The sequence below is a fragment of the Frankia sp. AgB1.9 genome (assembly GCF_016786355.1).
Taxonomy (GTDB): Bacteria; Actinomycetota; Actinomycetes; order Frankiales; family Frankiaceae; genus Pseudofrankia.
The window spans coordinates 34,502-56,630 of the sequence record NZ_JADWYX010000047.1 but is presented as its reverse complement, the minus strand read 5'-3'; the positions used below and the strand labels follow the sequence as shown (position 1 = coordinate 56,630).

The window sequence follows — 22,129 nt, the reverse complement described above, 5'->3', positions numbered from 1 at the left end:
TCTAGAACTCCTCACGCTGGCGCGGGCCAGCCGGGATGACGGCCGGATTCCTGGCCGTCCCCGTGTCGATGTCCCCGTTCTCGCGGCCCTGCGGCGGTGGCCACGGGATGTTCTCCAGGCTCGGTGGTCCCTGGCCGTCCGCGTCGTCGTCGTCCTCGTCCGCGGAGCGCCGCCCGCCGAACAGGAACTCGGCGACGACGAACAGGCCGAGGATCACGGCGAGGCCGATCAGCCAGGGCCGGGCGTCGGAGGTGTTGCTCTGCCGGATGGTGCGCAGCGCCGCGATGAACAGCACCCAGACCAGCCCGAACGGGATCAGGATCTTCCAGCCGAAGCTCATGAACTGGTCGTAGCGCAGCCGAGGCAGCGTGCCCCGCAGCCACACGAAGAAGAACATCACGAGCAGCAGCTTGATCATGAACCAAATCAGCGGGACCCAGCCGTGGTCCAGGGACGACAGCCCCGGGATCGGCGGCGGCTGCCAGCCACCCAGGAACAGCGTCGTCATGACCGCGGAGACCGTGACCAGGTTGACGTACTCGGCCAGGTAGAAGAACGCGAACTTGATCGAGCTGTACTCGGTGAGGAAGCCACCGACCAGCTCGCCCTCGGCCTCGGGGAGGTCGAACGGCGTCCGGTTCGTCTCGCCGACCATCGAGATCATGTAGATCACGAACGACGGGAACAGCGCGATGTACCACATGTGCCGCTGGTGCTCGACGATCCCGGAGGTCGACAGCGTCCCGGAGTACATGAACACCGCGACGAAGGCCAGGCCCATCGCGATCTCGTAGGAGATGATCTGCGCGGCCGAGCGCAGCGAGCCGAGCAGCGGGTAGGTCGAACCGCTCGACCAGCCGGACAGGATCAGCCCGTACACCCCGATGGAGGCCGCGGAGAGCAGGTAGAGCACGCCGACGGGCAGGTCGGCCAGCTGCAGCACCGTGTGGTGGCCGAAGATCGAGACCTCGGGCCCGAACGGGATCACCGCGAACGCGATCAGCGCCGGGATGACGGACACCAGCGGGGCCAGCAGGAACACCGGCTTGTCGGCCAGCGCCGGGATGATGTCCTCCTTCAGCATCAGCTTGATGCCGTCGAGGAGGCTCTGTCCCCAGCCCTTCGGCCCGTGCCGGTTCGGCCCGAGCCGGACCTGCATCCGGGCGACGACCTTGCGCTCGAACACGATGCCGAACAGCGTCATGATCATGAGGAACGCGAAGACCGCGACGCCCTTGATCAGGACCAACCAGAACGGGTCCGAGCCGAACCGGGACAGGTCCGGGTCGGCCCCGGTCGAGCCGGCGGCGACCAGGAGGGCGGTGTTCATGCCGCACCCCCGGCCGCGACGGTCTCGCGGGTGGTCGCCAACGCAGCCGGCTCGGCCGACTCAGCCTCGGCCGCCGCGATGGCCACGACGGCGCCCGCCGAGACGGCGAGCGACCGGTTCAGATGCGAGCCGGGCGAGTGGGTCGGGACCCAGACCACCCGGTCCGGCATGTCGGTGACCTCCAGCGGGAGCGTGATCGCGCCCCGGTCGGTGCTGACCGTGACGAGCCCGCCGTCGGCCGCGCCGATCTCGGCGGCCGTCGCGGCGGACAGCAGCGCCCGCGCCGGCCGGGCGGTCCCGGCCAGGTACGGCTCGCCGTCCTGTAGCGCGCCGTCGTCGATCAGCTGGTGCCAGCTGGCCAGCAGCGCCGAGCCGGCCGCCGGAACGGCGGGCGTGGCCGCCGAGACGACCGGCGCCGGCACCCGGCCGGCACTGGCGCGGCCGAGCGCGGCGAGCTCGCGGGCCGCGGCGCCGACGTCCGGGACTCCGAGGTCGACACCCATGTGCTGGGCGAGCAGGTGCAGCACGCGCAGGTCGGGCAGCGCCTGGGTCTCCAGCGCCCGCTGGAACGGCCGCAGCCGGCCCTCCCAGTCGACGAACGAGCCGGCCTTCTCCGCGACCGGCGCGACGGGAAGCACGACGTCGGCCACCTCGGAGATCGCCGAGCGGCGGACCTCAAGGGAGACCAGGAACGGCACGGTCGCGAGCGCTTCGAGTGCTGCCGCCGGGTCGGGCAGGTCCTCGACGTCAACCCCGGCGACGATCACGCCGTCGAGACCGGCGTTCTCCAGGCCTGCGTCGGCCAGGATCTCGGCGGTGCCACGGCCGGGCCCGCCGGGCAGCTTCGCGCCCCAGACGGCCTCGACCTCGGCGCGCGCGGCCGCGTCGGAGACCGGACGGCCGCCAGGCAGCAGCGACGGGAACGCACCGGCCGCGAGGGCCCCACGCTCGCCGGCCCGGCGCGGCACCCAGCCGAGCCCGGCGCCGGTGGCCTCGGCCAGCCGCAGCGCCGCGGTCAGCGTGCCGGGCGAAGCTGCCGCCCGCTCGCCGACCAGGATCACCGCGCCGGGCTTGCGCAGCGCCTCGGCGACCGTGCCGGCCAGCTCGCCGGCCGGGCCGGGACGCCCACCGCCGAGGCTGGTCAGCAGGTCGGCCTCGGCGCCGGGCACGGCCGGCAGCAGGGTGCCGGCGAGCTTGCCGAGCGCCCGGGTCGCGACCGGCCCGACGGAGTAGACGGCGGTGGCGTGCTTGCGGACTGCCTTGCGCAGCCGCAGGAAGACGATCGGCGACTCCTCCTCCGGCTCGAAGGCGACGAGCACGACGGTCGGCGCGGCGTCCAGGTCGGCGTAGGTGACGCCGATGCCGGTGCCGGCGACCGCGTTCCCGAGGAACGCCTCCTCCTCGGCCGAATGCGGCCGGGCGCGGAAGTCGATGTCGTTGGTGCGCAGGGCGAGCCGGGCGAACTTCGCGTAGGCGTAGGCATCCTCGCGGGACAGCCGGCCACCGGCCAGCACCCCGACGCCGTAGCGGTCCCGGGTCTCGGCGAGGCCCTGGGCCGCGTAGGCGAGGGCCTCGCTCCAGCTCGTCTCCACGAGCTGGCCGGTCGCGTCATCCCGGATGAGCGGGCTGGTGAGCCGGTCGGCCTGTCGCGCGTAGGTGAACGCGAACCGGCCCTTGTCGCAGCTCCACTCCTCGTTCACCGCCCCGTCGTCGCCGGCGAGCCGGCGCATCACGGTGCCGCGCCGGTGGTCGGTGCGCAACGAGCAGCCCGAGGCGCAGTGCTCGCAGGCCGTCGGCGTCGACACCAGGTCGAACGGGCGGGACCGGAACCGGTAGGCGGCGGAGGTGAGCGCGCCCACCGGGCAGATCTGCACGGTGTTGCCGGAGAAGTAGGACGAGAACGGCTCGTCGCTCGCGACGCCGACCTGCTCGGCCGCGCCGCGCTCGAACAGCTCGATGAACGGGTCACCGGCGATCTGCTCGGAGAACCGGGTGCAACGCGCGCACAGCACGCAGCGCTCCCGGTCGAGCAGGATCTCCGAGGAGATGGCCAGCGGCTTCGGGTAGGTCCGCTTCTCCTCCTGGAACCGGGACTCGGAGCCGCCGTTGGCCATCGCCTGGTTCTGCAGGGGGCACTCGCCGCCCTTGTCGCAGACCGGGCAGTCCAGCGGATGGTTGAGGAGCAGGAACTCCATCGTCCCGGCCTGCGCCTTGCTGGCGACCGGCGAGGTGAGCTGCGTCCTGACGACCATGTCCGCGGCCACCGTCGTCGTGCAGGAGGCGACCGGCTTGCGCTGCCCCTCCACCTCGACGATGCATTGCCGGCAGGCGCCGACCGGGTCGAGCAGCGGGTGGTCGCAGAACCGCGGGACCTCGATGCCCAGCAGCTCGGCCGCCCGGATGATCAGCGTGCCCTTGGGGACGCTGACGGGCAGGCCGTCGATGGTCAGCGTGACGTGGTCGGGCGGCGGCGGGGGCGCCGCGCCCGCGCCCGCCGGCGCGTCAGTAGCGACAGTCATGTTCAGGCCGCTCCCATGAGTGTTGACGCTCCCAGATCAGCAGTTGCCATCAGTGCGCTCCCGCCAGCGCGCTCGTCGAGCCCGGCGCGACGCCGTTGCTCGACGGGGCCTGCTGCCGTGGCTTCGCCGCCGCGGCGAACTCCTCCGGGAAGTGCTTGATGCCCGACACGATCGGCGACACGGCGCCGTCTGCGAGCGCGCAGAACGCGCGGCCGAAGATGTTGTCGCAGGCGTCGGTAAGGGTGTCGATGTCCCTCGGGTCGCCCTGGCCGCGCTCCATCCGGGACAGGATCTGCACCAGCCAGGGGGTGCCCTCCCGGCACGGGGTGCACTTCCCGCAGGACTCGTGGGCGTAGAACTGGGTCAGCCGCCGGACGATCGGGACCATGTCCACGGTGTCATCCATGATCATGAGGGCCGCCGTGCCGAGCAGCGAGCCGGCCGCCGCCACCCCGTCGAAGTCCAGCGGGACGTCGAGGTGCTCGGCGGTCAGCATCGGCGTCGAGGAGCCTCCGGGGGTCCAGGCCTTCAGCGCCCGGCCGCCCCGCACCCCGCCGGCCAGCTCCAGCAGCTCGCGCAGCGTGGTGCCCATCGGTGCCTCGTACTGGCCCGGCCGGGTGACGTGGCCGGACAGGCTGTAGATCTTCGGCCCGGGCGACTTCTCGGTGCCCATCGAGCGGAACCACTCGACGCCGTTGTTGACGATGAACGGCACCGAGGCGATCGTCTCGACGTTGTTGATGACCGTCGGCGAGTTGTAGAGGCCGTGCGTCGCCGGGAACGGCGGGCGCAGCCTCGGCTGGCCGCGCCGGCCCTCCAGCGAGTCGAGCAGGGCCGTCTCCTCGCCGCAGATGTACGCGCCGGCGCCGGAGTGGATCACCAGGTCGAGGTTGAAGCCGCTGCCCAGGATGTTCGTCCCGAGGTAGCCGGCCCGGTAGGCCTCGGCCACCGCGTTGCGCAGCCGGCGGGCGGCGTGGACGAGCTCGCCGCGGACGTAGACGAACGCGTGGTTCGCGCGGACCGCGAACGAGGCGACGATGATGCCCTCGATCAGCGAGTGCGGGTCCGTCATCATCAGCGGGGCGTCCTTGCAGGTGCCCGGCTCGCCCTCGTCGGCGTTGACGACCAGGTAGTGCGGCTTGCCGTCGCCCTGCGGGATGAAGCTCCACTTCATCCCGGTCGGGAAGCCGGCGCCGCCCCGGCCGCGCAGGCCGGAGTCCTTGACCATCTTGATGACCGCGTCGGGCCCGAGGTCGAACGCCGCCTGGACCGAGCTGTAACCGCCGTGCTCCGCGTAGGTCTCCAGGGTCCAGATCCCGGGGACCTTCCAGTGCGCGGTGAGGACCGGGGTGACGGGCATCGTCACGCCCCCTTTGTCGTTTTATCGGCAGGTGCGGCCGGCGTGGTCGTGTCGGCAGGAGGAGCGGCCGGCGTCGTGGTGTCGGCCGGCTGCGTCCCGGCGATCTCGCCCTGCCAGCCGGCCTGCTCTGCGATCGTCAGCCCGACGACCGACGGCTCAAGGAACCCGGCCCCGGCGACGCCCTCGGGCCGCGGGTCCTCGAACCCGGCGAGCTGGTAGGAGACCTCTTTGAAGGTGCACAGCGGGCCGCCCCGGGTGGACGTGGGCCGCTCGCCGCGCGCCAGCGCCTCGACGATGCCCTCGGCCGCCGCCGTGTCGACGCCGTCATAGAACTCGTAGTTGACGGTCATGACCGGGGCGTAGTCGCAGGCCGCCAGGCACTCGGCGTGCTCCAGCGTGATCGCGCCGTCGGCGGTGGTCTGGTCGTGGCCGACGCCGAGCTTCTTCGACAGCCGGTCATAGACGTCCTGGCCGCCCACCAGGGAGCAGGACAGGTTCGTGCAGACCGAGACCAGCCAGTCCCCGACCGGGTGGCGCTTGTACATCGTGTAGAAGCTCGCGACCGCGTGGACCTCGGCCGCGGTGAGGCCGAGCTGCTTGGCGCAGAAGTCGACGCCCTCCGCGGTGACGCAGCCTTCCTCGGCCTGCACCAGGTGCAGCAGCGGCAACAGGGCCGAACGCTGCCGCCCGAGCGGGTACCGGGCGATGACCTCCGCCGCGGCGGCCACCGTCGCGGCGCTGAACGGCCCGACTCCGGTCCCCACCCCAGCCGGGGTGGGCCCGGTCACGGCGTCGGGAACCGTCGGAACCTCGGACGGGGACAGCCCGTTCTTGGTCTCAGATGTGCCGGGCCCGCTCCTGGCCCCAGATGTCGTCGGCATCAACGATCAACTCCCCCGAGCACCGGGTCGACCGAGGCGACCGCGACGATCACGTCGCCGACCTGCCCGCCCTCGGTCATCGCGGGCACCGCCTGCAGGTTGACGAAGCTTGGGTCACGCACGTGGACGCGGTAGGGCCTGGTCCCGCCGTCGCTGACGACGTGGACGCCCAGCTCGCCGCGCGGGCCCTCGATCGCCGTGTAGACCTGGCCGGGCGGTACCCGGAAGCCCTCGGTGACCAGCTTGAAGTGGTGGATCAGGGCCTCCATCGAGGTACCCATGATCTTCCGGATGTGGTCGAGCGAGTTACCCATGCCATCGGAGCCGATGGACAGCTGCGCCGGCCAGGCGATCTTCTTGTCCGCGACCATGACCGGGCCGGGGCCGAGTCTCGACAGCTTGTCCAGGCACTGCTCGATGATCTTCAGGGACTCGGTCATCTCCTCCAGCCGCACCAGGTAGCGGGCGAAGGAGTCGGCCTCGGTGGCCGTCGGCACGTCGAACTCGTAGTTCTCGTAGCCGCAGTAGGGCATCGTCTTGCGCAGGTCCCACGGCAGGCCGGCGGCCCGCAGCAGCGGCCCGGTGACGCCCAGCGCGAGGCAGGCTGACGCGTCCAGATAGTTGACGTCGATCATCCGGTTGCGCCAGATCGGCTGACCGGTCAGCAGCCGGTGGTACTCCTTGATCCGGCCGGGCATGTCCTTGAGGAACACCCGGATCGCCTTCTCGGCGCCGTCCGGCAGGTCCTGGGCGAGGCCACCGGGGCGGACGTACGCGTGGTTCATCCGCAGGCCCGTGATCATCTCGAGCAGGTCGAGGATCTTCTCGCGCTCACGGAAGCCGACGATCATCGCTGTGGTGGCGCCGAGCTCCATGCCCGAGGTGGCGAGGCCGACCAGATGCGAGGAGATCCGCTGCAGCTCCATCACCAGGACCCGGATGACGGTCGCCCGCTCGGGAACCTGGTCGGTGATGCCGAGCAGCCTCTCCACCGACAGGCAGTAGGCCGTCTCGGTGAACAGCGGCGAGAGGTAGTCCGCCCGGGTCAGGAAGGTGACCGCCTGGGTCCAGGTGCGGTACTCGCAGCTCTTCTCGATGCCGGTGTGCAGGTAGCCGATGACCAGCCGGGTCTGCCGGACCGTCTCGCCCTCGATGTCGAGCACGAGGCGCAGCACGCCGTGCGTCGACGGGTGCTGCGGACCCATGTTGACGACGATCGTCTCGGCGGCCTCTTCGCCGGCGCCGAGGACCTGCTCCCAGTCCCCACCGGTGACGGTGTAGACGCGGTTCGCGCCCGCCTCCGTGAAGCCGGCCTCGTATGGGGCGTGCGTTTCAGTACTCACGAGTAGCTCCGGCGCTTCTCGGGCGGCGGCACCTGGGCGCCCTTGTAGTCGACCGGGATGCCGCCGAGCGGGTAGTCCTTGCGCTGCGGGTGACCGAGCCAGTCGTCCGGCATCATGATCCGCGTCAGCGCGTGGTGGCCCTCGTAGACGATCCCGAAGAAGTCGTACGTCTCCCGCTCGTGCCAGTCGGCGGTCGGCCAGAGCGGCGTCAGGCTCGGCATCACCGGATCCTCGACCGACACCGACACCTCGACGCGGATCCGGCGCCGGTGGGTCAGCGACAGCAGGTGGACGACGGAGTGCAGCCGCCGGCCGCTCGGGTCGTCCGGGTAGTCGGCACCGGAGAGCGACGAGAGCAGCTCGAAACGCAGCGCCGGATCGTCGCGCAGGGTGCGGGCGACGTCGAGCAGCCGCTCGCGACGGACGTGGAGCGTCAGCTCGCCGCGGTCGACGACCACCAGCTCGATGGCCTCGTCCAGCCCGGCGAAGGCCCGCTCCAGCGCGTCGTAGATCGCGTCGGCGTGCTCGTCGCCGAACGGGCGCTCGCTGGACGAGAGCACCCGAGCCGGGGCGACCAGCCCGCCGAAGCCGGACGTGTCCCCGCTCCCCTTCGCGCCGAAGGCGTCGTGCCGGGCGCCCGCGCGGCCGTTGAGGCCGGCGCCACCGCCCTGTTCCAGGTCACTCATCAGCCCAGGTCCTCGGTCGTCGGTCCGGTGCCGCGGCCGTGGACGTCGTCCGTCGGCTCGGCGTCGAACAGCTCCGCGTCGAACGCCTCCGCGTTGGGCTGGCCGACGACCGGGAGCAGCTTGCGGCGGCCGAACACCGACGGCGGCGCGACGGCGGCGGGCCTGCGGTCGTTCAGCTCCGGCTCGACGGCGCCGCGGCCGGCCGGCAGCGGGGCGCCCGCGGGCATCCGGAACCGCTTGCGGTCGTTCACCGACAGCGTCCGGGTGTCGAGGCTGCCCTCGGGCAGCGCGGACTGGGCGGTCGCGACCTCGATCGGCTTCGGGTACGGCGAGTTGCCGATCTCGGTGCGGTCCAGCTTGCCGTCGACCGGGCCGGTCTGGATCTTCCGGTGGATCTTCATGATCGCGTCCATCAGCATCTCGGGCCGCGGCGGGCAGCCGGGGAGATACATGTCGACCGGGACGATGTGGTCGACGCCCTGGACGATCGCGTAGTTGTTGAACATGCCGCCGGAGCTGGCGCAGACGCCCATCGCGAGCACCCACTTGGGCTCGGGCATCTGGTCGTAGATCTGGCGCAGCACCGGGGCCATCTTCTGGCTGACCCGGCCGGCCACGATCATCAGGTCGGCCTGGCGGGGGCTCGCGCGGAAGACCTCCATGCCGAACCGAGCCAGGTCATAGCGCGCGGCGCCGGTGCCCATCATCTCGATGGCGCAACAGGCCAGGCCGAACGTCACCGGCCACAGCGATGACTTGCGGCCCATTCCGGCCAGCTTCTCGACACTGGCGAGAAGCACGCCGCTGGGCAGCTTCTCTTCTAGTCCCATTCCAGGCCTCCCCGCCGCCAGACGTAGGCATAGGCGACGAACACCGTAGCCACGAACAGCACCATCTCGACGAGGCCGAACACGCCAAGCCCGCCGAAGGCGACCGCCCACGGGTACAGGAAGATGATCTCGATGTCGAAGACGATGAAGAGCATCGCGATGAGGTAGAACTTCACCGGGAAGCGGCGGGGCCCGGCAGCCTGGGGCTCCGGCTCGATGCCGCACTCATAGGCGTCGAGCTTTGCCCGGTTGAACCGCTTCGGCCCTACCAGCATGCTGATCACGATCGACCCGCCCGCGAACGCTGTGGCGATCGCGATCAGGACGAGGATCGGCACGTAGTTGGAGAGCATGCCGAACTCCTCTCTCCGGAGATAATTTTGGCCGGCGGTGCGCCGGTTCGGTTCTGTTCCCTTATACGCCGCCCTGGCCGGACGGTCCTACTCGGTCCAGGTTTCCGCTCGCAAGAACGGGCATGGTCACACAATTGCGCACCAGCGCGGTCGTGTTGCCTTCGGCGCGCAATAGGACCAGTACGGACGGACCTTTTGACCCACGTTGTTCGGATCACCGCCGCGGTTTCCCTGCACGACATCCCCCAGACCGCCGGGCGAGGCTTGCGCGTATCGCTGGCTCGGGCTGGGCCGGCCGCGGCGCAGGCGCCGTCGTAGCTAGGCGCTCGGGGCGAGCCGGCACAGCGCGTTGATCACCCGGTCGTGCGCATCACCTCCCCGCGGGTCAGTCAGGTTCGCCATGATCTTCAACATGAACCTCATGAGAACCGGGTGCGGGAGGCCGTACTTCGTGGCCAGCCGCATCACGGTCGGGTTGCCGATGAGGTTCACGAAGACGCGTCCGAGCGTGTAATAGCCGCCGTAGCGGGCCCGCACCGCCTCCGGGTACTGGAGTAGCGCCTTCTCCCGCCCCGCGTCCGCCGGCCGGGCCAGCGCCTGCGCGACCACCTCGGCCGCGAGCTCGCCGGACTCCATCGCGTAGGCGATGCCCTCGCCGTTGAACGGGTTGACCATGCCGGCGGCGTCGCCGACAAGCAGCACACCGTCGGAGTAGTGCGGGGTGCGGTTGAAGCCCATCGGCAGTGCGCTGCCGCGCACCGGCCCGGTGGCGTTGTCCTCGGTGTAGCCCCATTCGGCGGGCAGCGCGGACAGCCAGCGGCGCAGCAGGTCCCGGTAGTCGGTGTTCCCGAAGGCCGGGGTGGTGTTCAGGATGCCGAGACCGACGTTGCTGGTGCCGTCGCCCATTCCGAAGATCCAGCCGTAGCCGGGCAGCAGCCGGCTGGCGTTCGGCTTGCCCTCCCAGAGCTCCAGGTGCGACTCGAGGTAGTCGTCATGGGTGCGCGGGCTGCGGTAGTAGCGGCGGACCGCGACCCCGAGCGGCCGGTCGTCGCGCCGCCGGATGTCCATCGAGAGGGCGAGGCGAGCGCTGTTCCCGTCGGCGGCCACGACGACCGGGGCGCGGTAGGTCACCGGCTCCTTGTCGTCCCCGGAACGGGCCGTCACGCCGACGACGCGCCCGGTCCGGTCATCCCGCACCGGGCCGGACACCGTGGTGTCCTCGCGCAGCCGGGCACCGGCCTTCTCGGCCGCCCGGGCGAGCAGCTCGTCGAAGTCCGCGCGCGGGCGGACGAGGCCGTAGTCCGGGAAGCTCGCCAGCTCCGGCCAGGGCAGCTCCAGGCGCAGGCCGCCACCGACGATCCGCAGGCCCTTGTTGCGGGCCCAGCCGGCCTCCTCGCCGGTCTCGATCCCCATCTTGACCAGGGCTGCCACCGCTCGCGGCGTCAGGCCGTCGCCGCAGACCTTGTCCCGCGGGAAGGTCGCCTTCTCCAGCAGCAACACGTCCAGGCCCGCGTTCGCCAGGTGGTACGCGGCGGCGGAGCCAGCCGGGCCGGCACCAACGACGATCACGTCGGCATCGGCGCCTGTCGCGCCGCCCGACGTCACCGTGGTCCCAGTCACCCGATGCTCCCCACCGACAACCGACTCCCCACCAGGTCCCACACCGATCCGCCTCCCTGAGCTCCGCACGTCCTTCGCGGATCCTCCGGGGCGGACCGGCGGGAACCCCGGCCGTTCGCCGGTCGTTGCCCGCGTGTTCCTCACCACGCTCGTGAATTTCTTCACGAGCGTCCTGCCACGGCCGAGTGTAGGCGCTCACACCGCCATTGGCATCAACCAGGATGCTTCCGCTCCCAGACTGGCCGACCTCGCTGTTCGGACGACCACGAAGGGTCGCGGCGCTGCCACCTACGTCGCACGATGAGGCCCGATCGACGGCCGGGACGCCAAATCGGGCAGATGGCGGGCCACCACCTATGCGCCTTGATCACCGTTTCGGCCTTCTGGTGGTCGCCATCCAGGTCGGATCACGACCATGCGAGGGCCGAAACGGCGATCACCGGGTGGTGCGCGACAGACCTGCCCAGATCCAGGCGATACGGGTTAGCGGTCGCCGTGGTGCAGGGCGACGATGCCGCCTGTCAGGTTCCGCCAGCCGACGTTGGTCCAGCCGGCCGCCGTGAGGAGCCCGGCGAGGTCGGGCTGCGCGGGCCAGGCTCTGATCGACTCGGCCAGGTAGACGTAGGAGTCGGCGCTGCTGGAGACCGCGCGGGCGACCGCGGGCAACGCGCGCATCAGGTACTCCAGGTACACCCGGCGCATCGGGCCCCAGGTCGGCTGGCTGAACTCGCAGACGACCAGCCGCCCGCCCGGCCGGGTCACCCGCCGCAGCTCGGCCAGGCAGGCCGGCACGTCCGCGACGTTGCGCAGTCCGAAGGAGATCGTCACCCGGTCGAAGGCCGCGTCCGGGAACGGCAGTCGCAGCCCGTCCCCGGCGACCAGCCGCACCGAGCCGGCGACCGGTGGCCGCCGGGCCAGCCGCGCCTGGCCCGCGCGCAGCATGCCGACGGAGAAGTCGCAGGCGAGCACCTCGGTGCCGGCGGCGGCGAACGCCCGTGACGACGTGGCGGTACCGGCGGCCAGGTCGAGCACCCGCTGGCCCTCGGCGAGCCGCAGCTCGCGCGCGGTCGCCTTGCGCCAGCCGCGGTCCATCCCGGCCGACAGGACCGCGTTGGTGATGTCGTACCGGCGCGCCACCTGGTCGAACATCGCGGCGACCTGGTCCGGACGTTTGTCCAGTCCGGCCCGCCCTCCCCGGCCGGGCTGGACGCCCCGGCCAGGCTCGACGACGACGGGATCGGGCCCTACGGCCGGCCCTGGGGCTTCGTCGGGCTTGGGCCCTACGGCTGAGCCGGGGGCCTCGTCGGGCTCGGGGGTACGCGCCACGTCGGGCTTGCCCATGGCCGTCACCGCCGTGGCTCCTGGGCCACGGCGCGGTCCAGGCGCATTCAGCTCGCCTGGACGAGCGGGAGCGCGGTGGACGAGTAGTGCGAGGCGACCCGCTCGTCCACCGGGTCGTCGGCCGGGTCACGGTGGACGACGAGGTGGTTGTAGAGGGTGTCGCGCTGGGCCGGGATTCGGTCGGCCGAGCGGATCAGGTGGATCAGTTCGGTCCGGTTGGTCCGGTGCCTGGCGCCGGCCGAGGAGACGACGTTCTCCTCCAGCATCACCGAGCCGAGGTCGTCGGCTCCCATGTGCAGGGTGAGCTGGCCGACCTCCTTGCCGGTCGTCAGCCACGAGCCCTGTAGATGGGCGACGTTGTCGAAGAACAGCCGGGCGACGGCGACCAGGCGCAGATACTCGAAGAGCGTCGCCTGGGTGCGGCCCTTCAGGTGGTTGTTCTCCGGCTGGTAGGTCCACGGGATGAACGACCGGAAGCCGCCAGTACGGTCCTGCACGTCGCGGATCATCCGCATGTGCTCGATCCGCTCGGCGTTCGTCTCACCGGTGCCCATCATGAAGGTCGCCGTCGACTCGAGGCCCAGGCCGTGCGCGGTCTCCATCACCGAGAGCCAGACGTGGCCCGGCTCCTTGAGCGGCGCGATCGCTGCCCGCGGCCGCTCGGTGAGGATCTCGGCGCCGGCGCCGGCGAAGCTGTCCAGCCCGGCGTCCCGCAGCCGGACGATGACCTGCTCGTGGCTCAGTCCCGAGGTGCGCCCGATGTGCACGACCTCGCTCGCTCCCAGCGAGTGCAGCGCCAGCTGCGGGTAGGCCGCCTTGATCGAGGAGAAGGCGTTCTCGTACCACTCGATGCCGAACTCGGGGTGGTGCCCGCCCTGCAGCATGATCTGGGTGGCGCCGAGATCGACCGCCTCGCCGCACTTGACGACGATGTCGGCGACGTCGCGGACCCAGCCCTCTTCGTGCTTCGGCGCCCGGTAGAACGCGCAGAACTTGCACGCGGTCACGCAGACGTTGGTGTAGTTGATGTTTCGATCGATGATGTAGGTCGCGATGCCGTCCGGGAAACGACGTCGACGCACGGCGTCCGCGGCCTGCCCGAGCTCGTGCAGCGGCGCCTGCGTGTAGAGCAGCAACGCCTCGTCGGGGGTGATCCGGCCACCATCGGCAGCCCGGGCCAGCAAGGATCGGATCTCGCTCACCCCGACGACGTTACGCGTCGTCCCCGGGCGCTGGAGCGCTCGGGGACGACAGGTGCCGGTGCTGGGGGGGTCAGTAGCTGGGGCCCTTGCCGCTGGGCGGGGAGCCGCCGCCTCGATTGCGGAACTTGTCGGCGAAGTTTGTGATCTTCGCCTTGTTCTCGGGCTTGGTCGCCTGCGACTTGACCTTGTTGATCATCTCCTGGGTCTTCGGGCTGTGCAGCATCTCCGAGACCCGCTGCGTGAAGTTGGCCATGACGGGGTTGTACCTGCCATAGGCCTTCATCATGCGCGCCGAACACGTTCTGTCTGTCGCCCAGTCACCCGTCGTGGGTGACTGTCACTGACCTGGCGGCGCGGGCGGAGCCGTGATGCCGGTCTTGTCCTGCAGTCGCTTGCTGATCTGATCGCCGAGCTGGCCACCGACGTTGCCCGTCTGATGGCGCCACTGCTGCTCGATCCGGTGCACCAGGCGCTGCTGCAACGTCTGGCGCTTCTTGTCGACAGCGCTCGCGATCCGGTCGGCCGACCCGAGCAGCACCAGAACCAGGATGACGAAGATGATCGTCTTCTTGAACGGGATGTGCAGCCGCATCCGCCTGCGGCGCCGGGGCATCCGCTCACGGCGGGAGACCGGCTCCGGGGCGGGCGGCGCCGGGCGGGCCTGCGCGGGCGGCTGATACGGCGGTCGGTGCGGAGCCTGCGGGGCGGCGGGGGGTGGCGCCGGGCGAGCCTGCGGCTGCGCCGGGGCGGCCGGCTTCTCGTAGCGGATGTAGCCGTCGCGAGGACGGCGGCCCGCGGCCCGGTTGGCGGCGCCGCCAGCCTGGTAGCCGCCACCGTTCGGATAGCCGCCCGCGCCAGGCGCGCGCCCGGCTCCACCCGCACCGGCCGGGTAACCGGAGCCCTGGCCACCGTCGCCGGCCTGGCGAGCCCGCGGGTCGGCGCGCTGGCGGTACCGGTCGCCACCGTCGGCGGGCTGGCGCGGCGCCACCTCCTGGCCGCCGCGGTACGCGGAGCCGCCGCCCGCGCCCCGGCCGTCCGGACGGGCGAGTCCCGACCCCGCGGCGTAGCCGGCGGCCGCGCCCGCGACGGCGCCGTAACCGGCGGCCTTCGCGGCCGAGGATCGCGCCGGGGCCTCGGTCGGCCCGCCGATCCGGGTCGGGTCGACGCCACCGACGCCGGGCCAGGTGCCGTCGAGGACCCGGGTCGCGGCGGCACGCACGTTGCTCCGGCCGGGCTCGCCGAGGAGGGTCAGCAGGATCTGCTCCCCGGACGGGCGCAGCCTCGGGTCACGACCGAGCGTCCGCGCCACCACGGGTCGCAGGTCCTCCGGGATGCCGGACAGATCCGGGGTGCCGGTGAGGACCCGCTCCGAGATCTCGTAGAAGGTGCCCTGGCCGTAAGGGTGCACTCCGGTGGCGGCGTAGCCGATCAACAGGCCCCAGGCGAAGATGTCGGTCGCCGGCCCGACCGGGCTACCCTCCATCTGCTCCGGGGCCATCCAGCCGAGCGAACCGAGCACGATGCCGGACCGGGTACGGCCGGCGACGGCGTCCAGCGCCCTGGCGATCCCGAAGTCGATCACGCGCGGGCCGGAGTAGGACAGCATGACGTTGCTGGGCTTGAGGTCGCGGTGCACGATGCCGGCGCCGTGGATCGCGGTCAACGCACTGGCCACGCCGACCGCGACACCCTGCAGCGTCGACATGCCGAGCGGGCCGGACTCCTCGACGACCTCGTCGAGCCGCTTCCCGTCGATGAACTCGGTCACCAGGTAGGGGTTGCGGGCATGCGGGTCGGCGTCGAGGACCTCTGCCGTGCAGAACGGCGCGACCCGCCGGGCCGCCGTGACCTCGTCGCCGAACCGAGCGCGGAACTCGTCGTCGTTCGCCAGCTCGCCCCGGATGACCTTGACCGCCACCCGCCGGCCACGCGCGTCACGGCCGAGGTAGACGGCACCCATGCCGCCGGCACCGAGCCGGCTGAGGATCTCGTATCGGCCGATCTGGCGCGGGTCGGAGGAGCGCAGCGGTTCGCCCGGGAGCGGCGGCCCAGCCGAGGACCGCTCCGGTCGCACCGATCGTTCCGTCACTGCCACCCCGCTCGTCGACCTCGCTTCATTGTCCATCCACGCCTGGCGTGACCCAGGACACGTCGGCCGCGACGCCAGCCGTTGGAATTCCCAACAGCCGCAGGGCGTCAACACCGAGGCTTCTAGCTGTGTTCTTGCCGACGGTAACCCGCTGACCGGCGCTACCCGGAGACTTGTCGAAGTTCTGACCTTTCCGGGCCGGTCCCTGACGGACCAGCACCTGCGACGTCACCCCAGGTTCCGCCACGGGTGTGACATTGGACGGCCGACTCTCCGACAACCTGGATCAGGGCGCGTGAGGCGGGCCTCGGGCAGTATGAAGGGCCTGGAGTACTCCAGAGGCACCGAACTGGCCGCAGGACTGGTTGTCCGGCAACAGAGACTCGTTGTCCGGCAAACGGAATGTCGGCGGGTTCGGGCGGTATGAACGCGCTTTCGGCAGTCCAGGGCCCGGTCGGGCCAGAGCGAGCTTCGGGCCCGGGTCCGCGGGCGCCAGCGGATGGAGAGACGCCATGGGTGACACGTCCGTCGACCAGTCCATCGACATGCTCATCGTCGGCGCCGGCCCGGCAGGGCTGTTCGCCGCCTACTACGCGGGCTTCCGCGGCATGTCGGTCGCACTGATGGACTCCCTGCCCGAGGCCGGTGGCCAGGTGACCGCGATGTACCCGGAGAAGGTCATCTACGACGTCGCCGGGTTCCCCGCGGTACGCGGCCGCGAGCTCGTCAACGACCTGGTCGCGCAGGCCGCGCCGTTCAACCCGCTCTACCTGCTCGGTCAGCAGGCCGCCGAGATCACGCACGAGCCGGACGCCATCGTGGTCACCAGCGCGGAGGGCCTGCGGGTCCGGGCCAAGGTGGTCCTGATCACGGGCGGTCTCGGCACCTTCACCCCCCGCCCGCTGCCCACGGGGACCGAGCATCTGGGCCGCGGCCTCGTCTACTTCGTCCCCCGCCTCGACGACCTCCGGGACCTCGACGTCGTGGTCGTCGGCGGCGGCGACAGCGCCTTCGACTGGGCGCTGGCGCTCGAGCCGCTGGCCCGCTCCGTCACCGTCGTGCATCGCCGGGACAAGTTCCGCGCCCACCAGCACACCATCGACCGGGTGCTCGCCTCGTCCGCCGAGGTCCTCACGTTCACCGAGGTCGCCGCGATCAGCGGCGAGGAGCGGATCGAGAAGGTCGAGCTGGTGCACAGCAAGTCCGGCGACCGGCACGTCCGGCCGGCACAGGCGGTCGTCGCGGCGCTCGGCTTCACGGCCGACCTCGGGCCGCTGACCCGCTGGGGCCTGAACATCGACAAGCGGCACATCGTGGTCGACTCGACCATGTACACCGGCGTCGAGCGGATCTTCGCGGCCGGCGACATCACCGAGTACCCCGGCAAGGTCCGCCTGATCGCCACCGGCTTCGGCGAGGCCGCCACGGCCGTCAACAACGCCGCCCCGGTCATCGACCCGTCCGCGAAGGTCTTCCCAGGCCACAGCTCCGACGACGGCGCCCCGGCCGTCTGATCTGAGTCGGCCCCTGCCCCGAGACGGCGCCGGGCCCGCCACGGCGCAGACTGGTCAGGTGCGAGGTCTGCTGGTGATCGGGCACGGGTCCCGCCGCGACGAGGCCAACGCGACCGTTTTCGCGTTGGCCGCGTCGCTCGCGGCCGAGCCCACCGCGGTTGGCGGGCCGGCCGCCTGGGACGCCGTGGAGGCCGCGTTCCTGGACGTGCTGCGGCCCGACATCGCCGACGGCTACACGGCTCTCGTCGACGCGGGCTGCACTCGGATCGTCGCGCACCCGTTCTTCCTGTTCGCCGGGCGGCACACGGCCCGCGACATCCCGGCGGCACTCGCGCAGGTGCAGGCGCGGCACCCACACACCACCTGGAGCGTCACCGAGCCGCTCGGCCTGCACCCGGGCGTCGTCACGACCGTCCGCGCCCGCATCGCCGAGTGCCTGGCGACCGGGCCCGACACCGATCAGGATCCGTCGGGCGGGTGAGACGGTTCGTCAGTCCGGGCTGCCGGACCCGGGCGGTGGTACCAGGCCGCAGACCGCGGTGACGAGGCCGGCGATGCCGGGTTCGTTGGCGACGGCGTCGACCCGGATGCCCGTCTCCTCGCAGGCGAGGACCGTGCGCCTGCCCATGGCGACGACGAGCAGTCCGGGCGGAAGCGGGCCGTAGAGCTCGGCGGTGCGACGGGCGGCGGTCGACGAGGCGAAGGCCACCGCCTGCAGCCGGCCGGCGCGCAGGTCGGCGGCGACGGACGGGTCGGGTTCGGCCGGGATGTCGGTCTGCAGGGTGATGCGCCGCACCGTTCGGACCCCCATCGGCGGCGCGGCCGACGCGCAGACGGCGACCTTGAGGCCGGTAACCGGGATCTCGGTGACGATCACGTGCGCGACCCGCACCTCGGCCGACGAGCGGACCGTCGCGAGCCCGAGGGACTCCAGCGCCACCGCCGCCGAGTCGGACGCGGAGACCAGGGTCAGGCCGGCGAGCGCCCGGACGTCGTGGCCGGCCCCGCGCAGCAGGGTGACCACCGTCGTGACCTCGTCGGCGTCGGCGAGCACCAGCGCGTCGGCACCTGGCAGCGCGGCGAGCAGCGAGGACGCGTCCGGCACCGGCGCGAGCGTCGACACCACCGTCTCGACGGCGTCGGCCCCCTGCCTGCGCAGGTCACGGGCCAGCAGACCCGGGCGCTGCCGGGTGCGTGGCACCAGCACGCGCACTCCGGTCAGCGGTCCGCGCTCTGCGCCGGCCGGAGTCGGCAGCGCCACCCGGTCCACCTGTCCGCTCCCGTCGTAGTTGAGGTCGAGATCCGCCGTGTCGGCGTTCACGTCCTGGTTTGTGTTCCATTCTGGCCGGCCGGCAGGCGGGTCCGGCCGAGACGTCGCCAGCCGGGCGGATGCCGGCCGGGCCGACCCCTGGCGGTGCGGGGAGGCGGCGCCGCGGGCGTCGATACGGGCGGCGACGTCCCCGACGACGATGACGGCCGGCGAGCGAACCCCGGTCTCGACGGCGTCCGCGCCGAGGGACTCCAGGGTCGTCCGCAGGACCCGCTGGGTCGGGGTGGTGGCCCGCTCCACCACGGCCACCGGAGTTCCCGGTTCCCGCCCGGCGGCCAGTAACGCGTCAGCGATCGCGACGAGGTGGGCGACCCCCATCATGATCACGAGCGTGAGCGCCGGCGATGTCAGGGTGGCCCAGTCCACCGTCGAGTCCGGATGCCCGGGCGGCAGATGGCCGGAGACGATCGCGACGTCCTGGGCGAGGCCCCGGTGGGTGACCGGGATGCCAGCGAAAGCTGGGCCGGCGAGCGCGGACGACACACCGGGCACCACCGTCACCCGGACGCCGGCCGCGGCGCAGGCCTCGGACTCCTCGCCGCCGCGACCGAGCAGGTAGGGATCGCCGCCCTTGAGCCGGACGACCCGGGCACCCGCCAACGCCCGGTCCACGAGCAGCGCGTTCACCTCGTCCTGGCCCCGCAGGTCGCCCTCCGGGCCGATCCGGACGAGCTCGGCGCCGGGCCGGAGATAGCCGTGCAGGGCGGCGTCCGCGGCCAGGTCGGTGATCACGACGTCCGCGCCCGCCAGCAGTTCGGCGCCACGCACGGTGATCAGACCCGGGTCACCCGGCCCGGCCCCGACCAGCCAGACGTGACCACGACGCGGTGACGCTCCGTTGCCACGTCCGGCTGGTCGGGGCCGGCCGTCCGCGCCGCGCGGGCGCGAAGGCGGCCCGGCGCCGTCCCCCCAGCCGCTCGCCACGCACGGAACGTTACCGGCTTTGCCCGGTCACGCCCCGACTTGCACGACCAACCTGGCACCATCGGTCGAATCCGCCCCAAATCGGGCGACGACGACTCACGCCAGGGTCAGTGGATGCCGCACTCGGTCTTCGTCGTGCCGGACCAGCGGCCCGCGCGGCCGGTACCGCGCCGGGTGCACGGCCAGCAGCCGACCGACTCGTATCCGTCGGACAGCAGCGGGTTGACGAGGACGTTGTTCTCCGCGACGTAACGATCGACGTCCTCGTCGGTCCAGGCCGCCAGCGGGAGGATCTTCACCTTCCCGCGCCGCTCGTCCCACCCGACGACGGGCAGGGCCTTGCGGCCGGACGACTCGGTCCGGCGGGACCCGGCGGCCCAGGCCTGGTAGGGCGCGAGCGCCCGGTCCAGCGGGACGACCTTGCGCATCCGGCAGCACAGATCCGGGTCGCTGGCGTACAGGTCCTTGCCGTGGACGGCGTCCTGGCCGGCGACGGTCAGCTGTGGCCGAACGCTGATCAGCGGCAGATTGTAGGTCGCCGCGACCGCGTCACGAGTGCCGATCGTCTCGGCGAAATGGTAGCCGGTGTCGATGAAGACGACCGGTACGTCCGACCTGATCTTCGCGAGCATGTCGACGAGGACGGCTTCGGCCATGGACGCCGCGACGACGAGCTTGGTCCCGAACTCCTCGACGGCCCAGCGCAGGATCTCCTCGGCTGGCGCGTCGGCCAGTTCCCTGCCCACGCGCTCGGCGCGGGCCTTCAACGCGGCGTCCATCAGCCGTTCTCCTCAGGTGCGGTCGCTTCAGGCCGATTAGTCGAGGTCGGGCGCGGGGTCGAGGTCACGGTGGTGGCGCTGGCCAGCGCGGTCAGGTTCAGCCGGAAGGAGCGCTGACACGAGCGGCAGGCCCAGTGGCCGTGCCCCTCGCCGGCGACCCCTTCGGGGATGTCCGGGACGAGGGACTCCTCGCCGCAGTAGGGACAGAAGAACGGGACCGCGCGGCCGCTCATGCGTGGGCCACCACCGCGTCGTGCATGATCTTGGCCTCGTCGACCGTCTCCACCCAGTCGGCGAAGGTCTGACCGTCGGTCCTGTCGCCCTGGTAGGTCTTCAGTAGCCCGACGACGTAGTCGACCAGCTCGTCCGCCGTGATCTTCAGGCCGCGGGACTTGCGGCCGAGCCGGGACCGGCTGCCCAGATGGCCACCGAGGTGCAGCTGGAAGCCCTCGACCATCTCGCCGCCCGGCCCGGGGACCAGCGAGCCCTTCAGGCCGATGTCGGCGACCTGGAAGCGGGCGCAGGCGTTCGGGCAGCCGTTGACGTTGATGCCGATCGGCTCGTCGAACTCCGGCAGCCGCGCCTCCAGCTCCTCGATCAGGCGGCCGGCGTTGGCCTTCGTCTCGACGATCGCCAGCTTGCAGAACTCGATGCCGGTGCAGGCCATCGTGCCGCGGCGGAACACGCTCGGGCGCACGACCAGGTCGAGCTCGGCCAGCGCCGCCTCGAGCGCGGGCACCTCGGCCTCGGCGACGTCGAGGATGACCAGCTTCTGCATGGTGGTCGCGCGGATGCGGCCCTGGGCGTGCCGGTCGGCGAGGTTCGCGACCGCGGTCAGCGTCGACCCGGTCAGCCGGCCGGCGCGCGGCGCGAAGCCGACCGCGAACGTCCCGTCCTTCTGCCGGTACACGCCGACGTGGTCGCGCCCCTCCGTGCGTGGCGCAGCCGGAGCCGGGCCGTCCGGCAGCGGCGCCTGGAGGTACTCCTTCTCCAGGGTCGCACGCACCCACTCCACGCCCATGTCGGCGACCAGGAACTTCAGCCGGGCGCGGGTGCGCAGCCGCCGGTAGCCGTAGTCGCGGAACAGGCAGGCGACGGCGTGCCAGACCTCGGCCACCCGCTCGGGCTGGACGAACGTGCCCAGGCGGACGCCCAGGTGCGGGTTCGTCGACAGGCCGCCGCCGACCCACAGGTCGTAGCCCGCGCCGAGCTCCGGATGCACGACGCCGACGAACGCGATGTCGTTGATCTCGTGCAGCGTGCAGTGGTCGGCGCAACCGGACATGGCCGTCTTGAACTTGCGCGGCAGGTTCGACAGCGACGGGTCGCCGACGAACTTCGCCACGACCTCGTCGATGACCGAGGTGGCGTCGATGACCTCGTCACCGTCGACGCCGGCGAGCGGGCAGCCGAGCATGACCCGCGGGGTGTCGCCGCAGGACTCCTCGGTGGTCATGCCGTTCGCCTCGAGGGCACCCCAGATCGCCGGGACGTCCTCGATCCGGATCCAGTGCAGCTGGATGTTCTGCCGGTCGGTGACGTCGGCGACGTCCCGGCCGTAGCGGGTCGAGATGTCGCCGATCACCCGCAGCTGGTCGGACGTCATCCGGCCGCCGTCGAGGCGGATCCGCTGCATGAAGTAGGCGTCCTCGATCTCCTCCGGTTCGAGGATCGCGGTACGCCCGCCGTCGATGCCCGGCTTGCGCTGGGTGTAGAGCCCCCACCAGCGGAACCGGCCGCGCAGGTCCTGCGGGTCGATGCTGTCGAAGCCGGTGTACGGGTACTGGTTGAGGATCCGGTCCCGGACCGCGAGGCCGTCCTGATCCTTCTTCATCCGCTCGTTGGCGTTGAGCGGTTCGCTGTAGCCGAGCGCCCACTGGCCCTGTCCCTTGGGACGGGTCGGGCGGGCTGGACGGGGCCGAGCTGGAGAAGTCATCTGATCTCTCGCGACGTTGGGAGGAGCGGGGCACCGTCTGCGGGACGGCACACGGTCCGGGTCAGCTTGTGTCCCTCTGACCAGCCGCCGGC

At 71.8% G+C, this 22,129-nt stretch carries 19 protein-coding genes; 2 read left to right on the top strand and 17 right to left on the bottom strand.

Translation table 11 applies throughout. The annotated features are described in order from the left end of the window. Position 1 precedes the first annotated feature (1 nt). The 13 genes from nuoH to I6A60_RS20075 form a co-directional block, all read right to left on the bottom strand. Complete coding sequence (nuoH, locus tag I6A60_RS20135; protein WP_203015687.1) at positions 2 to 1,330, bottom strand: NADH-quinone oxidoreductase subunit NuoH; 1,329 nt, start codon at positions 1,328 to 1,330, stop codon at positions 2 to 4. After that, on the bottom strand, positions 1,327 to 3,849 hold the full coding sequence (locus I6A60_RS20130) for an NADH-quinone oxidoreductase subunit G (RefSeq protein WP_203015689.1): 2,523 nt from the start codon (positions 3,847 to 3,849) through the stop codon (positions 1,327 to 1,329). The genes nuoH and I6A60_RS20130 overlap by 4 nt, the downstream gene beginning before the upstream one ends. A 49-nt stretch (positions 3,850 to 3,898) precedes the next feature. After that, the gene (gene nuoF, locus I6A60_RS20125; protein WP_203015745.1) at positions 3,899 to 5,209 is read right to left on the bottom strand and encodes an NADH-quinone oxidoreductase subunit NuoF; all 1,311 of its coding nucleotides are present in this window, start codon (positions 5,207 to 5,209) and stop codon (positions 3,899 to 3,901) included. 2 nt (positions 5,210 to 5,211) lie between these two features. After that, complete coding sequence (gene nuoE, locus I6A60_RS20120) at positions 5,212 to 6,090, bottom strand: NADH-quinone oxidoreductase subunit NuoE (RefSeq protein WP_203015691.1); 879 nt, start codon at positions 6,088 to 6,090, stop codon at positions 5,212 to 5,214. Further along, on the bottom strand, positions 6,090 to 7,433 hold the full coding sequence (locus tag I6A60_RS20115) for an NADH-quinone oxidoreductase subunit D (RefSeq protein WP_203015692.1): 1,344 nt from the start codon (positions 7,431 to 7,433) through the stop codon (positions 6,090 to 6,092). Before I6A60_RS20115 ends, nuoE begins: the two co-directional genes overlap by 1 nt. After that, positions 7,430 to 8,119 (bottom strand): NADH-quinone oxidoreductase subunit C, encoded by a 690-nt coding sequence (locus I6A60_RS20110; protein ID WP_203015694.1) that lies wholly within the window; start codon positions 8,117 to 8,119, stop codon positions 7,430 to 7,432. Before I6A60_RS20110 ends, I6A60_RS20115 begins: the two co-directional genes overlap by 4 nt. Continuing rightward, positions 8,119 to 8,949 carry an NADH-quinone oxidoreductase subunit B family protein gene (locus I6A60_RS44075; RefSeq protein ID WP_203015696.1) on the bottom strand — a complete coding sequence of 277 codons (831 nt, stop codon included), beginning with the start codon at positions 8,947 to 8,949 and terminating at the stop codon, positions 8,119 to 8,121. Before I6A60_RS44075 ends, I6A60_RS20110 begins: the two co-directional genes overlap by 1 nt. Further along, positions 8,940 to 9,302 carry an NADH-quinone oxidoreductase subunit A gene (locus I6A60_RS20100; RefSeq protein ID WP_013427371.1) on the bottom strand — a complete coding sequence of 121 codons (363 nt, stop codon included), beginning with the start codon at positions 9,300 to 9,302 and terminating at the stop codon, positions 8,940 to 8,942. Before I6A60_RS20100 ends, I6A60_RS44075 begins: the two co-directional genes overlap by 10 nt. Positions 9,303 to 9,620: 318 nt before the next feature. Then, a complete protein-coding gene (locus tag I6A60_RS20095; protein ID WP_307873771.1) occupies positions 9,621 to 10,922 on the bottom strand; it encodes a geranylgeranyl reductase family protein in 1,302 nt (433 codons plus the stop codon). Positions 10,923 to 11,405: 483 nt separating this feature from the next. Beyond that, on the bottom strand, positions 11,406 to 12,071 hold the full coding sequence (locus I6A60_RS20090) for a demethylmenaquinone methyltransferase (RefSeq protein WP_238435834.1): 666 nt from the start codon (positions 12,069 to 12,071) through the stop codon (positions 11,406 to 11,408). 239 nt (positions 12,072 to 12,310) lie between these two features. After that, complete coding sequence (mqnC, locus tag I6A60_RS20085) at positions 12,311 to 13,465, bottom strand: cyclic dehypoxanthinyl futalosine synthase (RefSeq protein WP_203015700.1); 1,155 nt, start codon at positions 13,463 to 13,465, stop codon at positions 12,311 to 12,313. Positions 13,466 to 13,535: 70 nt separating this feature from the next. Then, positions 13,536 to 13,718, bottom strand: a complete 183-nt coding sequence (locus I6A60_RS20080) for a hypothetical protein (protein ID WP_238435818.1) — start codon at positions 13,716 to 13,718, stop codon at positions 13,536 to 13,538. Between the two features lie 84 nt (positions 13,719 to 13,802). After that, positions 13,803 to 15,539 carry a serine/threonine-protein kinase gene (locus tag I6A60_RS20075; protein WP_307873770.1) on the bottom strand — a complete coding sequence of 579 codons (1,737 nt, stop codon included), beginning with the start codon at positions 15,537 to 15,539 and terminating at the stop codon, positions 13,803 to 13,805. Positions 15,540 to 16,066: 527 nt separating this feature from the next. Here I6A60_RS20075 and I6A60_RS20070 point away from each other — a divergent pair. Next, the gene (locus tag I6A60_RS20070) at positions 16,067 to 17,068 is read left to right on the top strand and encodes an NAD(P)/FAD-dependent oxidoreductase (RefSeq protein WP_203015706.1); all 1,002 of its coding nucleotides are present in this window, start codon (positions 16,067 to 16,069) and stop codon (positions 17,066 to 17,068) included. Positions 17,069 to 17,126: 58 nt separating this feature from the next. Further along, on the top strand, positions 17,127 to 17,549 hold the full coding sequence (locus I6A60_RS20065; RefSeq protein WP_203015708.1) for a sirohydrochlorin chelatase: 423 nt from the start codon (positions 17,127 to 17,129) through the stop codon (positions 17,547 to 17,549). 9 nt (positions 17,550 to 17,558) lie between these two features. Here the strand turns inward: I6A60_RS20065 and cobA are convergent, their stop codons facing one another. The 4 genes from cobA to I6A60_RS20045 form a co-directional block, all read right to left on the bottom strand. Further along, a complete protein-coding gene (gene cobA, locus I6A60_RS20060) occupies positions 17,559 to 19,322 on the bottom strand; it encodes a uroporphyrinogen-III C-methyltransferase (protein ID WP_203055666.1) in 1,764 nt (587 codons plus the stop codon). Positions 19,323 to 19,429: 107 nt separating this feature from the next. Beyond that, the gene (locus tag I6A60_RS20055; RefSeq protein ID WP_203015712.1) at positions 19,430 to 20,101 is read right to left on the bottom strand and encodes a phosphoadenylyl-sulfate reductase; all 672 of its coding nucleotides are present in this window, start codon (positions 20,099 to 20,101) and stop codon (positions 19,430 to 19,432) included. Continuing rightward, a complete protein-coding gene (locus tag I6A60_RS20050) occupies positions 20,101 to 20,334 on the bottom strand; it encodes a transposase (RefSeq protein ID WP_203015714.1) in 234 nt (77 codons plus the stop codon). The genes I6A60_RS20055 and I6A60_RS20050 overlap by 1 nt, the downstream gene beginning before the upstream one ends. Further along, positions 20,331 to 22,037, bottom strand: a complete 1,707-nt coding sequence (locus tag I6A60_RS20045) for a nitrite/sulfite reductase (RefSeq protein WP_203015716.1) — start codon at positions 22,035 to 22,037, stop codon at positions 20,331 to 20,333. Before I6A60_RS20045 ends, I6A60_RS20050 begins: the two co-directional genes overlap by 4 nt. Between the last annotated feature and the right edge of the window lie 92 nt (positions 22,038 to 22,129).